We start from the raw sequence: 16,514 nt of genomic DNA, 5'->3' as shown, positions 1-16,514 counted from the left end.
GGGCTGACTCAAGGAGAAATTTATGAAAAGCGTTAAACAATCATTCGTTACCACATTACTTTCCGTCAGCTCATTAAGCGTTGGCACCTTAGCAATAAGCACCTTAACCATAAGCACCTTAACCATAGGCACATTCGCGGCTTTCCCTGCGTTAGCCGACCCAGCGAAAGGCCTAGAAATCGCCGAGCAACGTAAAGCCGTTGATGTGGGGTGGGGCGATTCTGTCGCGACCATGGAAATGCTACTTCGCAACAAACAGGGCGAAAGCAGCTCGCGTCTAATGCGATTGAAATCATTAGAAGTGGATAACGATGGCGACAAAGGACTGACGATTTTTGATGAGCCACGCGACGTAAAAGGCACAGCTTTCTTAAACCATTCACACATCACTAAATCTGATGACCAATGGTTGTATCTGCCTGCATTGAAGCGTGTAAAGCGCATCTCTTCACGCAACAAATCGGGTCCGTTTATGGGCAGTGAATTTGCTTATGAAGATTTGAGCTCGTTCGAGTTAGGAAAGTACACCTTCAACTACATTGAAGACGCCAAAATTGAAGGCGTGGATACCTTTGTTTTGGAGCAAGTGCCGACCGATAAAAACTCCGGCTACACCATGCAAAAGGTATGGCTAGACCAACAATATTACCGCCCCGTTCAAGTGGAGTTTTACGACCGTAAAGGCGCATTACTGAAAACCCTCTCGTTCCAAGACTACAAACAATACCTAAACCAATACTGGCGCGCGCGCACAATGTCGATGCAAAACCATCAAACAGGCAAAAGCACCGTTTTAACCACGACAGATTTAGCGTTCCAAACCGGTCTTAAGGACAAAGATTTCCAGAAAAACACACTAAAACGTGCAAAATAAGGCAAGAATATGAAAAGGATTGTGGCAACAGGAACGCAGTTATCTTTAACCTTGGCAGCGACAGTAGGGCTTATGCAGGTGTCGTTGCCATGTGTGGCGGCTGGTTTTAGCTCTGAGTTCGTAGAACAGATTAGCCCTGAACTCGCAGGGCAGGCTAACCTTGAACACAGGCAGTTCTTTAGCGACGGCTTGCAAGAGCAAGATAAAGGGCAAAGCTCGTTGGTGTTGCAACCAGAGTTTTATTGGGAACAACAAGAGGGCAACGGCAGCTTTACCTTCACGCCGTTTTATCGGTTAGACAGTGAAGACGATGAGCGAACCCATGGTGACGTTCGTGAAGCTCTATACCTCACGTATTGGGATGATTACGAATTGCGAGCCGGTGTCGGCAAGGTGTTTTGGGGCGTCACCGAATCGGCGCACTTAGTGGATGTGGTAAACCAAACCGATGCGATTGAATCGGTCGATGGCGAATCTAAGTTAGGTCAGCCAATGGTGCACTTCACCTCGATAAAAGACTGGGGAACCATAGACGCCATGTTGCTGCCGTATTTTCGTGAGCGTACCTTCGCTGGGGAAGACGGCAGATTAAGGCCAACAGTGCCTGTATCGGACGATGCGCTTTACGAATCTTCGAGAGAAGAAAAGCACGTCGATGTGGCATTGCGTTATAGCCAAATGTACGGCGATTGGGATGTCGGTTTAAGTTATTTAGGCGGCACAAATCGCGACCCTTATTATCGTGTAGAAGGCAATGAACTCAAGCCGTATTACGCGCAAATGCAGCACTTCGGATTGGATGTGCAAGGCATTATTGGCGATTGGTTGTGGAAGCTGGAAAGCATTTATCGCGACAGCTACGACAACCACACAGGCGTCGCGACAGGCTTTGAATACACATGGGTTGGGGCGCTTGAATCGTATTGGGACATCGGCTTCATTGCTGAATACCTGTATGACAGCCGAGGTAACAACGCTCAAACCATCGGTCAAAACGATGTGTTCCTTGGTGCCCGTTTCGCCTTGAACGATGAAGACGGCACCGAAGTGCTTACAGGCATCACTCAAGACTTAGATAACAGCGATGTCTACAGTGCAAAGCTCGAAGCCTCAAGCCGCATCAATAACAACCTCAAGTGGCGACTCAACGCTTGGTTGTTTGAGAACGAAACTCCAGAAGACTTGTTGTTCTTCGCTCGTAAGGATGATTTTGTTGAGATGGCGTTGGAATATTATTTCTAGTGTTAGCTTCGTGAGGCGCTCTTGTTAAAAGGGGCGTCTCAAATTTAAGATGAGTTATATTTAGAGTGTTCAATATCTTCTTTTTATAAAATGGATCAAACAATCTAATAGACCCACAGGTAAGATGGTTATATTTTTTCGAATATCTATAACCTCCGAATATGCATGTAAATTGTGCTGGTGGTATCGGCCTTAAGGGATTTATGAATTCATTTAATTGGGATAAAAACTTTGAAACAGGCATTGGTGTTGTAGATGAACAGCATCAATATCTTGTTGGTTTTATCAACCACTACGGAAACCTGTTGTCAGAGAATACTATCTCTATTGACGACATTAACGTCGCTTTACTCGATCTCACACGCTATGCCGAATTTCACTTTAAAGAGGAAGAATCTTTGATGAGGGATTGCGGTGTGTATGAGTTACACATTGAAGAGCACATCAAAGTGCATCGTGTATTCATGCGAGATATCTACAGTATGCAAGCCTTCATCTTGGAAGAAGATCAGTCGTCAGCACGGCAGTTACTGGATTTCTTGATCCATTGGCTTGCTTATCACATCCTTGGCATTGATCAAAACATGGCGCGACAAATGACCGCCATAGAAGAGGGCGCGACACCTCTGCAAGCCTTTGAAGCGGAGGAAAAGCAGCAAGACTCTTCGACTGTGCCTTTGTTGGCGGCTCTTAAAGGCTTATTTGAACAAGTCTCTGAACGCAATAAGCAGTTGTTACGCTTCAACCAGTTACTCGAAGATAAAGTTGAGGAACGCACGGCTGAATTAAAAAGAGCGAACAAGAGACTTGAAGAGCTGTCATTAACCGACTCTCTCACTAATTTGCATAACCGTCGTAGTGCTTTTAAACAGTTAGCGCTGCATTGGCAAGACTCTAAAGAACTTGGCATGCCTTTAGTGTGCATTATGATTGATGCCGACCACTTCAAGCGCATTAATGACACTAGCGGTCATGATGCAGGCGACTTGGTGCTAAAAACCCTCTCGCGTGAACTGAAAAACACGTTCCGTAATGATGATATTGTTTGCCGGTTAGGTGGCGATGAGTTCTTGGTTATCTGCCCAGACACCGACCTTAAAGGTGGGATGTACATAGCGGAAACCGCTCGACAGAAAGTGTCTGAATTAGAGGTTGAAACCAGTAATCAAGTTTGGATTGGCAGCATTAGTGTTGGTGTCGCTGAAATAACCGAAGAATTCGGCTCAATGAACGATTTGATTAAAGCCGCCGATGAGTCCGTCTATTTAGCGAAAAACGCGGGGAAGAACAGCGTTTGTTCGATTCAGATTTAGCGTTCAGGTCATTTCCAAATTAAGGAGTGGAACCTGTAATTGTTCCACTTCTTCCTACTCCTCATTAATATCCTGTTAAATTTGCCGTGTTTTTAGTCAATAACTTGCTCTTTTAGCGATTCAATTTGGCATTGGTAGCGTGTTTGATTACTATGTGTAGCTATCTAAAAAAACTAATCATCCGATACGGACACTACCAACTGGTAGATGAGGAAATGATGCAACATCTAGAAGAGATCATTGCTAATGCAACGACTGCTATTGATACAGCAGATTCGTTAGTCGCACTTGATGAAGTGCGAGTTCAGTATTTAGGTAAGAAGGGTGAATTAACTCTTCAACTACAAAGCCTAGGTAAACTTCCACCTGAAGAGCGTCGCACTGCTGGTCAAGAGATCAACAAAGCGAAAGGTGCTGTTCAACAAGCGATCGTAGCTCGCAAAGACGCACTTCAACGTGCAGAGCTTGAAGCGAAACTAGCTGAAGAAACTATCGATGTGAGCCTACCAGGTCGTCGCATTGAGAACGGTGGTCTTCACCCAGTAACTCGCACAGTTGAGCGTATCGAACAGTTCTTTGGTGAGCTTGGCTTTAGCACTGAGTCTGGCCCTGAGATCGAAGATGCATTCCACAACTTTGATGCACTAAACATCGCAGACGATCACCCAGCTCGTACTGATCACGATACTTTCTTCTTCAACCCTGATCTAATGCTACGTACGCACACTTCTGGTGTTCAAATCCGTACGATGGAAAACGGCAAACCGCCATTCCGCTTCATTGCTCCGGGTCGTGTTTACCGTAACGACTACGATCAAACTCACACGCCAATGTTCCACCAAGTGGAAGGTATGTTAGTTGATGAGAACGTAAACTTCGCACAACTTAAAGGCATTCTTAACGATTTCCTTTGTAACTTCTTTGAAGAAGAAGTTGAAGTGCGTTTCCGTCCTTCATTCTTCCCGTTCACAGAGCCTTCAGCTGAAGTTGACGTGAAACGTAAAGATGGCAAATGGCTAGAAGTTCTAGGCTGTGGCATGGTTCACCCTAACGTACTTCGCTCTGTTGGCATCGACCCTGAGAAATACTCTGGTTTTGCATTCGGTATGGGTGTAGAGCGTCTAACGATGCTTCGTTACGGCGTAAATGACCTTCGTGCGTTCTTCGAGAACGACCTTCGTTTCCTTAAACAATTCAAGTAATCCGGGGCAGTCAAAACTATGAAATTCAGTGAATCTTGGCTACGCGAGTGGGTTAAACCTGCAATTAACAGCGAAGAGCTAGCTCACCAAATCACTATGGCTGGTTTGGAAGTTGACGATGTAGAACCTGTTGCTGGTGAATTCACCGGCGTTAAAGTAGGTAAAGTGGTTGAGTGCGGTCAGCACCCAGACGCAGACAAACTACAAGTAACTAAAATTGATATCGGCGCTGTTGATGCAGACGGTAATAAAGAGCTTTTAGACATCGTATGTGGTGCATCTAACTGTCGTCTTGGCCTAACTGTAGCAGTAGCAACAGTTGGTGCAGTACTTCCTGGTGACTTCAAAATCAAGAAAGCAAAACTACGCGGCGTTCCATCGCACGGCATGCTTTGTTCTTTCTCTGAGCTAGGTATCGACGTAGAGTCAGACGGCATCCTTGAGCTGCCAGAAGGCACAACGCTAGGTATGGACGTGCGTGAGCTTCTAGAGCTTAACGACGTAACTATCGACGTAGACCTAACAGCAAACCGCGCAGACTGCTTCAGCATCCGTGGCCTTGCTCGTGAAGTTGGCGTACTAAACCGCGCAGACGTTACAGAGCCAACAGTTGACGCTGTTGCAACAAGCATTGAAGACACAGTATCTGTTGAAATCAAAGCAACTGATGCTTGTCCACGTTACCTTGGCCGTGTGGTTAAGAACGTAAACGTGAAAGCGGAATCTCCAATCTGGATGCAAGAAAAACTGCGCCGTTGTGGTATCCGTTCAATCGACCCAGTTGTAGACATCACAAACTACGTGATGCTAGAGCAAGGCCAACCAATGCACGCATTTGATCTCGCTAAGATCGAAGGCGGTATCGTGGTTCGTCTAGCAGAGCAGGGCGAAAAGCTAACACTTCTAGATGGCAACGAAGCTGAACTAAACAGCAACACACTTGTTATCGCAGACCAAAACAAAGCACTAGCAATCGCTGGTATCTTTGGCGGTCAAGATTCAGGTGTGACTACTGAAACGACTGACGTACTTCTTGAAGCTGCATTCTTCGCACCGGATCACATCCGTGGTCGCGCGCGTGCTTACGGCCTTCACACTGATTCTTCTCTACGTTTCGAACGTGGTGTTGATTCAACACTTCAAGCAGCAGCAATGGAGCGTGCAACACAGCTTCTAGTTGAAATCTGCGGTGGTGAAGTTGCGCCAGTAAACGGCAGCGAATCTGAAGCTGATCTTCCTAAAGCAAACGTAGTTGCTCTACGTCGCGCTAAGCTAGACAGCCTACTAGGTCACGAAATTCCATCTACAGACGTAGTGGAGATTCTTACTCGCCTAGGTTGTAACGTTGAAACGACTGATTCAGGTTGGACGGCAACGTCTCCATCTTGGCGTTTTGATATCGCAATCGAGCAAGACCTAATTGAAGAAGTAGGTCGTATCTACGGTTACGATAACATTCCAAACCAAGCGCCTAAAGCGGCACTTAAAATGAATGACCACAAAGAAGCTAACCAACCGCTTAAGCGCGTTCGTGACCTTCTTGTTGACCGTGGCTACCATGAAGCAATCACATACAGCTTCGTAGAACCAGAACAGCAAAAACTTGTTGTACCTGGTGTTGAGCCGCTAATCCTGCCATTCCCAATCTCTGCGGACATGTCAGCAATGCGTCTTGGCCTAATCCAAGGTCTTCTAAACACAGTTGTTCACAACCAGAAGCGTCAACAGTCTCGCGTTCGTCTATTCGAATCAGGCCTACGTTTCATCCCTGAAGCAACTGCTGAAAACGGCATGCGCCAAGAAATGATGCTTGCGGGCGTTATCTCTGGTACTCGTGGCGAAGAGCACTGGGACATTGCAACTAACACTGTCGATTTCTTCGACCTGAAAGGCGACCTAGAAGCCGTTCTTGAGCTTTCAGCAAACGAAATCGCATACAGCTTCAAATCGGCTAAGCACCCAGCACTTCACCCAGGTCAAACTGCGGCTATCGTAGTAGATGGCAAAGAAGTGGGTATCATTGGTACTGTTCACCCAGAACTAGAGCGTAAGTTTGGTCTTAACGGCCGTACTATCGTATTCGAAATCGAGTGGGCAGCTATCAACACTCGCGTGCTTCCAGAAGCAGTAGCCGTATCTAAGTTCCCTGCAAACCGTCGTGATATCGCCGTTGTTGTTGATGAAGCAGTTGCTTCTGGCGACATCGTAGAAGCGTGTATCGCTGCTGGTGGCGAATTCCTAACAGGCGCTAAACTGTTCGACGTTTACGTAGGTAAGGGCGTAGAAGAAGGCAAGAAGAGCCTAGCTATCGCACTGACTCTACAGTCTGTAGAGCGCACACTTGAAGATGCAGACATCGCTGGTTCAGTAGATGCTATCGTAGCTTCAATCTCAGAGAAATTTGGCGCAGCACTTCGCGACTAATCTCTTCTGATAGATAGAAAACCAAAGGCCTCGCATTGCGAGGCCTTTTTGTTTAGGTTTTATTGATAAAAGTGGCGAAATCATAACTGGAAAGAATTGTGTTAGTAACCGGGTAAATGTAATAAAAGGCAAGACTTGACCCCAGTGGTTTATCTTTCGAGTAAGAACTATTTTATTTTTTAGTTAATGCTAGGAACATAAAAGTAATAGTTAACAAAAATATATACAATAGGCATAATATGCCATATATCAAAATTATAACTTTAAGAATCAGAGGTTAGGGTGCGCGATTTCAAAACGATACAAACTCTTATGGGTGATCTCCCCGACGATATTACAAAAGCTTACCTGATTGGTAGCACTGGGGCAGGAAAAAGCTCACTTGTGCAACATATACTGGGTACCACAGAAGTCAACTTCCCTACAACCACACAACGTAGAACTACTGTAGCACCAACTGAATATGTAATTAATAGAAATTTGCATTATAAAAGTACTATCTTGCTAAAGAAAAAAGAAGATCTATTATTCGCAATCGAAGATTTGATTTTTGAAGCTATAAAAAAATCCTTAGATCCAAACTCTAGCTTGAGTGATATAAGCTATGAGTTTGAACAGTCGCCTGATGAAAGATTTAAATTAAAACATATAGTATCTGATAAAGTAATTGAAGCTCAGGCATCCATTTTAATATCTAAATTAAAGCCTTTATCACTGGACATCAATGATGATGATTTATTAGAAAATTCAAAGGTTATAAACATCATTGAAGCCATAAAAAATAACTTTCTTTATGAAATTGAATCTAACTTCCATAAAGCATGCCCTGATGTTGGTGATCTTTTTGATCAAGAAATCATTGAAATTAGTGGTATTCATAATAAAAATGACTTCATTTCTAAAAATAAAGAGTTACTCAAGAACGATTTCGGCTCTATTTCAGCATTAGTAGAATACATCAGGATTGAGGGCGACTTAATATCTGAAAATTTTGATAAGAACTTGAACTGCGTCCTGATTGATGGCGAAGGTATTGGTCATTCATATAGTGAAAAACGCGATACATTATCAACTAGGCATTATGACTACTTTGATTTCTGCAACCATATAATTCTAATAGGTGACGCTGAAGAAGCTTTTGCTACTGGAGGACAAAGTGTAATCGAAAGCATATGCTTGAATGGTTATCAGGATAAATTTCAACTTGTATTTTCAAAAACTGACAAACTAGATAATACAGATATCAACGGCTATATTAGAAGAAATCTACATAATTTATCCTCCGCACTCAGTAAACAAAGTATAGATTTTAACATTGAGAACAAAGATACGTTTAAGTTTGGGGAGCTAAATAAAAAAGAATTTAATTCACACACAAAGGGACAAATACGAAAACTATTAGACGCTATCAATAGTAAAAGAGAAAGAAAGATTATTGATCTAGAGTATGATTATTCAAAATTTTATTCTACTATACGAAATGATGAATTTCATGAGGAATTTATTGAACGATTGAATAATGAACACTGGGCTGTTTTAAAAGCATTCAGCAAGCGGTTAATTTGGCTCAATTTTGAATATCGCCACCTAAAACCATTAAGTTGGGTTCTCACGTTTATCATGAGAGACATTAATCTATTTTTGATTAAAAATAACTTGGTTTCTGAAATATATGATTCTCAAAATAAAATAAAAAGGAACTTTTCTAAAAATCTTCGAATTTATATATATAATGAACTAATAGTTAAAAAGTCGCATTTATGGCAGCAAGCATATGAGATGGAAGGACGCGGTTCCCATCAGGATAGAAAAGAATTCATATATAAAAATATAATTTCCAAATTTCTACCTAGTGAAAATAGTACCGAATTTGAAAGCTTCAGAGAAAAATTAAAACAATTACTAATTATTTCAGGGGCATTAGAAATGAAAGAACCTATTCGAACAACTATTAGTAAAATATCCATTACTAACATTTTTGGTCAGAGAGATATAGTATGGAATCTCCAAGAGGATATTAACTTATTAGTTGGTAAAAATGGTACAGGTAAAAGCACTGTATTAAACTTGCTTAGTGCTTGTATATCTAATGATAAAGATATTCTTGAGTACTACCATTATCCATATGTAGAAATAACAATTAAGAAAGAGTACGAACATGGGGAAAATATAGAACAAGTTCTCAAGCCTAATACACCATCTTTAGATTTAAACCCTATCATAGTCGCATCACCTAGTGATCTCAGTAGGTTCTCCAATAGAAATGAGGTTTTAACTCTAGATACTGTTATTGAAAGCTTAACTAATAAATTTAGTAAATATCAACGAAATATTAATCAGATCATATCTAATAAAACCGAAGACCTACAAATAAAACGTAATAGTATACTCGAAAATATTTCTGATAGTACTCCGGAGTCTTTGTTAGAGTTTAAGGATTTAACAGTCGAAATTAATAGAATTAAAGAAGATGAATCAAAGTTATTGCATCAATTTAAAGAAATAATGGATGATTACTTTAAAGATACTGATAAAAAAATTATAATTGATGATGAAAACGAAGCTTTAGTAATTGAGTTGTCATCTCGAGATAATAAAAGAATAAATTTAAATCAACTTTCTTCTGGTGAAAAGCAACTGTTAATTATATTTCTTAATGTAATTATAAACTCAGGAAAGTCTTCCATTTTAATAATGGATGAGCCAGAGTCCTCTTTACATGTTGAATGGCAGTCATCATTCATAGACAGTGTAAAGGAATTAAATCCAAAAATGCAAATAGTATCAACAACTCACAACCCGCTAATTTTATTGAATCGAAATGAAAATGAAATTGGAGTTATTGATCAAAATAGTATTAATATTGATACAAGTAAATCCGGAACAAAATTTTTAGACATCTCTTCAATACTTATTGAACACTTTAATTTGTCCTCACTAATTGGAAGTGATATGAAGGGAGTGATTAAAGAATACTCATCTCTACAACTAATTGACCAACCCAATGAGGATGAAATAAAACGTATTGGTGAAATAAAGTGTATTCTTGACAACAGTTTTACAAGTGAAGTTCTTTACAATAGGAATTATTACAAGTTTCTAAAGTTTCTAAGAGATAATAAGGGAATTGACTTTAATAAGTTTGAAAGAATTGAATCAAACGAAATGGATGAGTTTCTTTCTGAGTTTGGAGACTTATTCAATGATTAGCATGGTCGAACTATATAGTCACGGTGACTATGCTGATACATTGACTACATTCAATTCTTCGACGGATGAACGCCGATGGTCTATTTTTACGCCCGTACATTTAAAGGTAACTAGGGGGAAATGCCCTATCTGTGAATGCCTCTTAGATGGAAGCGTAACCAGAGCAAGTAATAATAGTGCTAGCATTACGATTAAGGCCACAATGGATCATTATAGACCTAAGAAATCCACACTGTATCCATTCCTCGCCTATGACCATAAAAATTATATTGTAATGTGTGCAGACTGTAACAACTTATACAAGGGATGTGAGTTTCCATTGCACCCACCCACGGTTCGTGGGGTTTGTCAACAAACAATTGATCAAGAACAACCGCTCATTGTCAACCCTTTGACAGACCAATTAGATGACTTATTTGATATTCAGTTAATTAATTCATTAAGCGGGCGAAAATTATTGGAATTAACGCCAAAACACAGTACCGGTTATAAATATGAAAAGGCTTTGAAGACTATAGAAATGTTTGGGATAGGCCATTACGATACGTTTTCTCATAATAATACTCACGCAAAATCTTTACGGCTTGAAATATTATCTAGCCATTACCAGAAATTTAATAAGTTTATTAAAGCACTAAATAATGGTGATAAGAAAGAAGCTTTATTGGAGTACAAAAATAACAGCCTTTCAGAATATGGGTTTTCTGAAATTATTAAGAAAAAACAGTTTTCTGATCATACATAAATAACCAACTGCTCACCCACACATATCGTGTAGGTGAGCGATTATGGGTCTATACGCAATGGTCCACAATTTCCGTAAAGTAAATTAGTTTTAGTTTCTACTTCAGTTGGAGCGATACAGAATGGATTAGAGTCAGTTCTTGTTTTTGTGTGGTTGGCGAAGCCCACCGCGTGTATGAGAACGTGAATGTGCCAGTAATATTGGTCAACGCTCGTCTATGGCCAACCGATTCAGAAGCGAACAAGAAACACATCAAGGATTACAGTATTTACTACATTGAAGACTCAGGTCACTTCCCAATGCTAGAGCAACCTGAGCAGTTCAACACAACGTTGATGAAAGCGGTTCAGTCAGTGAAGTAGGGCAGTTGCACGTGAGAATGGGCTGATAATCCCCTCCTAACCTCCCCTTGATTTACCTCTCCAATCTCTTGTTGGTAATGGGAAAGGGGAGGAACTGAATACCGATCGCTACTTGTGCTGCTATATGTTCAGCGGCAAAGAATGTTCTCCCCCTCATTCTTACATCTCAAGAGATCGGGTCACTCCATTCGAGGGGGAGCTAGAGGGGGAGCTAGAGGGGGAGCTAGAGGGGGAGGTTTTGGTCTACTAGAACTATTCAACGCAACGTTGACGAAAGCGGTTAAGTCAGTGAAGTAGGGCGTTGTAGTTATTAAAGGGTAGTTAGCCGTTAGATAGATAAAACGAAGGCCTCGCGTGTGCGAGGCCTTTTGTTATTTGGAGGTTTTGCTAGATACATTTATTCCCAATGTGCGAGCAATGATCGCATCGTTCACTCGTTTATGGTCCCTAAACTTGTGCCTCATAGTTATATAAATGATCCAACAACCACCCTTAGATACGTAATTAGCACCGCTGTTATTAGTAATTGCTGACCGAATCTAGTGGTGCTTTCTACTGATAATAATTTTAACTATGTGTTTAGGACGTCCTGCTATGGCTAAGAAAATAATATTCATTCATGGTCGCGCTCAAAAGCCCGATAAAGCTCCCCTTCAAGCACTCTGGTACGAGGCCATAGAACATGGCTTGCAGCGAGATTGTGGACACTCAAGTTCATTACAAGCTTTTAAAGATGTCGATAAACGGTTTGTCTATTACGGTGAACTATCAAACACATTATTAGAGAAACCAACGGAAGACCCTGCAAGTCGACAGCAAGCTCTGTCTGAACTCAAAAAGTACAAGACAAACCAGTTCAATAAAACAACGTATAACAAGGTATCTAAAATTGGTTTTCTAAAAGAGGCGTTAGCGGATACTTTTTCATCGCTATTTGGAAAGCTGGGTGTGGCCGAGACACTCATAACTAAGGTCGCGCCGGACATGGCGCACTATTGGAATGAAGATACCTATTTCGGCAGCGATGTCAGGTATAGGTTAATGGTTGAATTGAAGGAAGCGCTCGATAATCAGGATGATGTAATGATCGTATCGCACAGTCTCGGGACGATGATCAGTTATGACGTGTTATGGAAGTTGTCTCATTACGGAGAGTATAGACACGACTATGGAGCAGACAAGAAGGTCAATTTATTGCTTACGCTCGGGTCACCGTTAGGCGATGAAAACGTAAAAGATAGGCTAAAGGGGAGTCGCTTGAAAGATGAGAAGAAGTACCCTTTAAACATTCAGCAATGGATAAACATATCGGCAGAAGATGATTTTATCTCTCATGACAGCAAAATTAGAAATGACTTTAAGGATATGCTCAAACTGGATCTGATACCCGGCGGAATGAAAGATATCCACCCCATTTATAACCTCAATATTCGCAACGGAAAAAGCAATCCACATGCTTCCATCGGCTATCTAATCAACCCTAAATTCATCACAGTATTGGACGAATGGCTCTCCAGTTAATTTGGTTTACCATCGTAAATTGTTAGCTACTTGTTCGTTGGAACGCAGATAAAACAAGGCCTCGCGTATGCGAGGCCTTTTTTGTTCTGTAGATCGAGAAAAACAAAGTGGCAGATACATGTGAGAATTGGCTACAAATCCCCTCCTAACCTCCCCTTGGTTTACATCTCCAATCTCTTGTTGGTAATGGGAAAGGGGAGGAACTGAATACCGAGCGCTACTTGTGCTGCTATATGCTCAGCGCCAAAGAATGTTCTCCCCCTCGAACGTTAATCTAAAGAGATCGGTGAACTCCATTTGAGGGGGAGCTAGAGGGGGAGATTTTTGATGCTAGAACCGTTTAACGAAACCTCGCTAACACTATTATTCAATGAGAATTTCATTAACAGCGGCAAGTCTGTGACTTTGTTTTACTTGTTATTCAATCCAACTGGTACAGACCTGATTTGTACATCATCGTCAGCGACAAATAACAATCTCCAATGAATTTCTCAAAGAAGTAAAAGCTCTCTGAATACTTATCAATCTCAAGAAATAACATTCTATAAATGATCGTGTAACAACTTGCTAACTAATTGTACTGTCGCTGTGTTCTTCGTCTTAGTTGCATATCGCTACCAAACCCAGAACATTCCATTATTTTTGAGGATCTGAATATGAACGGAAAACTAAGAACGGCTTTATTCATGCGCGATCATATTCAAGGCTTTCTTTTAGAATCGGCGGCTTAAATGACTCTCTGGCTTAGGCTTTTAACATCGCGAAGCTCATTCGCGATGTTGGTTATCATCGCTATCGCGTCAGTGATAGCGAATACTGGATGGCGAGTTGTTATGAATAACTTCGCTGTCGATACTGTCGGTATGACCGGTGCTGATGTGGGTGTATTGCAGAGTGTTAGGGAAATCCCAGGCTTGCTCTCATTTACTGTTTTGTTTCTGTTGTTCATCGCTTCAGAACAAAGAGTCGCGGTATTGTCGGTTGCAACATTAGGGCTAGGTGTTGCAATGACGGGGTATTTGCCTTCGATTTATGGCTTCTATTTCAGCACGACGATCATGTCTATCGGTTTCCATTATCTAGAAGCGGTGAACAAATCACTTTCAACGCAATTGTTAGCGACTGAGAACTTTAGTGAATCAATGGGAAATATTCGCTCTGCAGCCTCTTTTTTCTCGATGGTGACTTTTCTGTGCATTATGGTCGCGAGCTATCTTTTTGACGTTTCAGATAAGGCTATTTTCTTTACTTGTGGACTAATATGTTTCTCGTTGGCGGTTTACTTGGTCACGTTTCAAGATACTCACACAGAGCTTAAACAACACACCAAACTCATTGTCCGACGCGAATACACGACCTATTACATTCTTACCTTTTTGAGTGGGGCAAGAAGACAGATCTTTGTGGCATTTGCTGGCTTACTGATGGTGACCAAGTTTCAATATTCGATTGCGATGATGGCTGCTTTATTTATGGTATCTAGCTTAGCAGCGACTCTTGCTCTACCTTATGTTGGGAGATTTATCGATCGAGTAGGAGAGAGGCAAGCTTTGGTCATTGAGTATGCCGCGTTAGTGCTGGTGTTCCTATCTTACGCATTTGTGGATGATCATTATGCGGCAGCGGGGTTGTATGTTATCGACAGTATCATTTTTAGTTTTGCGATCGCTTTGAACACCTACTTTAAAAAGACAATTAGGGAAGATGAAGTGGCTTCAACGGCGAGTTTGTCATTCACGATTAACCATATTGCAGCGGTATTCTTACCATTTTTGTTGGGAATCATCTGGATGTCTGGTTATCAATGGGTGTTTGTTTCTGGAGCAGTGATTGCTTTGATTAGTCTGTTGGTATCGTTGACTATGGGCACGCAGCTTCATCAGCGAATTAATGGATTTAATAAGCTACAGAACCAATAGCGACACTCATTTTTCTCACTAGTTTGATAAATAAAACTAAGGCCTCGCGATTGCGAGGCCTTTTTTTGTTCCGACTAAAACTAAATATTAATCGAGCCTAGCGAAAACTCGGGATAATCGCGGGAATTCCCGGTAGAAGACCAACCAACGCCATCACACCACTTAGCACAATAAACATAATGCCAGGCAACACCCAACGGCTCATTTTACTCAGTTCACTACTGCGTTCTTTACAACCGACTAAGCCTAAGTTATCCAATAGCATGGTGAGAGCCCAACCAAATGCAGGGTTAACGAGCGCTGAAGAAAATACAACAATCGCTGCTGATTGTGTGGTTTTCCCTTCACGCGTCATTTCCATTCCAGCTTCTAGCAATGGCACAAATACCCCAACAATCAGTGCTACACACAATACAGGTTGCCAGATAGCTAAATCCATTGGGTAACCCCAAACTGCGGCGATGATACAGAACAGAGCTGTGAGCAATGCGCCGGCAGGAATAGGGCGTTTAGCAATCGCCGCCGGTACGATATAAGTACCCCATGAAGACGTAAAGTTAGTACCACCGAGCAGAGAACCGAACGTTTGGCGAATTGAAGCCGTGGTCATGGTGTCGTCAATGTTCATGTGTACTTTTTCGGTACGCTCTGGGTAGCTGATCTTTTGAAATACTTGATGGCCTAAGAAATCTGGCGACCACATCGCCACGGCTAGAATTGCAAACGGCAATACCACCATGAAGTGTTCAATCGTCGGTAGGCCAAGCATCCAGCCTGTATCTTCTCCCCACCAATACATAGGGTTCATGTTAGGTAAGCCTGGCTCAGTGTGGAAAGCGAATGGGGCACCCATGGCAAATGCAATCGTACCACCCAGTAAACAACTAAGAGGTACGGCTAACCAACGTTTGCGGAAGTGTTCCAATAACGCGTACAAGATAATGGTGCAAAAGATGACGACAAACGCGATGTGGCTCATGCCAATTCCTTCAGCCCAAGCGAACAGCTTTTTCACTTGAGAAGCGGTTCCAACAAAGCCAAGGTAGAGCAATAATCCGCCACATACGCCTTTACTGGTGAGGTTGGCCAACATGCTGCCACCTTTACTGATGGCTAAGATGAGGCCAAAAGCGCCAATCAATAACCCAAACGCCATAGGGTGTCCGCCTGCTGCAACCACAATTGGAATTAACGGGATGAGTGGACCGTGTGTACCTGCGAGGTTCGCGGTCGGCAACAGGAAGCCAGAGAAAATAATAATGAAAACAGAGGCGATGAGGAGTTCATAACGAACGTTTTCTAGAATGAAGTCTTCATTTAATCCGAGAGCCCCAGCAAAGGTGGCTGCAATAGCGCCCACCATAACCACTTTACCAATGGTCGCCGCCATCGCTGGGATGGTGTCTTCTATCTCAAATCGATAATCTTTAAACGGCAAATTTGGACGCCAGCGCTTAGGCGACATGATTTGCAATTCGTGTTCTAGATACTGTTCTCGGGAATCAAATTCCGATCTTGGTTTATGTTGTTGTTCATAGGTGAGTTCATCCTCATGGACTTGAGGCTTCTCTGTTTGTATATGTGCGGACTCTAAAGTAGTGCTCATTTTGATTCCTTTCGTTCACACTCTGAGGTGTGTTATTCCAACAAACGTTGTTGACTCACGGCATGAAGTGAAAACAATGCGTCAACTTATCATTAA

At 41.9% G+C, this 16,514-nt stretch carries 10 protein-coding genes and 1 pseudogene; 10 read left to right on the top strand and 1 reads right to left on the bottom strand.

Going from position 1 to position 16,514, the window contains the following annotated elements; all coding sequences use genetic code 11:
- The first annotated feature begins 22 nt into the window (after window positions 1–22).
- The 10 genes and pseudogenes from ACED42_RS09995 to ACED42_RS09950 all read left to right on the top strand — a co-directional run bounded on the left by ACED42_RS09995 (window position 23) and on the right by ACED42_RS09950 (window position 14,812).
- A complete protein-coding gene (locus ACED42_RS09995) occupies window positions 23–874 on the top strand; it encodes an outer membrane lipoprotein-sorting protein (RefSeq protein WP_371702417.1) in 852 nt (283 codons plus the stop codon).
- A 9-nt stretch (window positions 875–883) separates the two neighbouring features.
- Entirely contained in the window at window positions 884–2,116 is a 1,233-nt protein-coding gene (locus ACED42_RS09990) for a hypothetical protein (protein WP_371702416.1), read from the top strand.
- Between the two features lie 203 nt (window positions 2,117–2,319).
- Window positions 2,320–3,429: a GGDEF domain-containing protein gene (locus ACED42_RS09985; protein WP_371702414.1), complete on the top strand. Its 1,110-nt coding sequence runs from the start codon at window positions 2,320–2,322 to the stop codon at window positions 3,427–3,429.
- A gap of 218 nt (window positions 3,430–3,647) precedes the next feature.
- The gene (gene pheS, locus ACED42_RS09980) at window positions 3,648–4,631 is read left to right on the top strand and encodes a phenylalanine--tRNA ligase subunit alpha (RefSeq protein WP_065676958.1); all 984 of its coding nucleotides are present in this window, start codon (window positions 3,648–3,650) and stop codon (window positions 4,629–4,631) included.
- Window positions 4,632–4,649: 18 nt separating this feature from the next.
- Window positions 4,650–7,055, top strand: coding sequence for a phenylalanine--tRNA ligase subunit beta (pheT, locus tag ACED42_RS09975; RefSeq protein WP_371702412.1), 2,406 nt, complete (start codon window positions 4,650–4,652; stop codon window positions 7,053–7,055).
- 282 nt (window positions 7,056–7,337) lie between these two features.
- Window positions 7,338–10,265 (top strand): AAA family ATPase, encoded by a 2,928-nt coding sequence (locus ACED42_RS09970; RefSeq protein ID WP_102249808.1) that lies wholly within the window; start codon window positions 7,338–7,340, stop codon window positions 10,263–10,265.
- Window positions 10,258–11,010, top strand: a complete 753-nt coding sequence (locus ACED42_RS09965; RefSeq protein ID WP_102249809.1) for a hypothetical protein — start codon at window positions 10,258–10,260, stop codon at window positions 11,008–11,010. The genes ACED42_RS09970 and ACED42_RS09965 overlap by 8 nt, the downstream gene beginning before the upstream one ends.
- 149 nt (window positions 11,011–11,159) lie before the next feature.
- A pseudogene (locus ACED42_RS09960) lies at window positions 11,160–11,372 on the top strand (alpha/beta fold hydrolase); the annotation flags it as partial.
- Window positions 11,373–11,966: 594 nt separating this feature from the next.
- Complete coding sequence (locus ACED42_RS09955) at window positions 11,967–12,893, top strand: hypothetical protein (RefSeq protein ID WP_371702409.1); 927 nt, start codon at window positions 11,967–11,969, stop codon at window positions 12,891–12,893.
- A gap of 731 nt (window positions 12,894–13,624) precedes the next feature.
- Window positions 13,625–14,812: an MFS transporter gene (locus tag ACED42_RS09950; protein ID WP_371702407.1), complete on the top strand. Its 1,188-nt coding sequence runs from the start codon at window positions 13,625–13,627 to the stop codon at window positions 14,810–14,812.
- 97 nt (window positions 14,813–14,909) lie between these two features.
- On the opposite strand, the gene ACED42_RS09945 is transcribed toward ACED42_RS09950, so the two are convergent.
- The gene (locus ACED42_RS09945) at window positions 14,910–16,418 is read right to left on the bottom strand and encodes a DUF3360 domain-containing protein (protein WP_009846994.1); all 1,509 of its coding nucleotides are present in this window, start codon (window positions 16,416–16,418) and stop codon (window positions 14,910–14,912) included.
- Window positions 16,419–16,514 lie beyond the last annotated feature (96 nt).

The organism is Vibrio sp. FF145 (genome assembly GCF_041439075.1).
In the GTDB taxonomy this organism is placed as follows: domain Bacteria; phylum Pseudomonadota; class Gammaproteobacteria; order Enterobacterales; family Vibrionaceae; genus Vibrio; species Vibrio tasmaniensis_A.
Note: the sequence above shows the minus strand (reverse complement) of the source record. Positions and strands in the feature narration are given on the sequence as shown.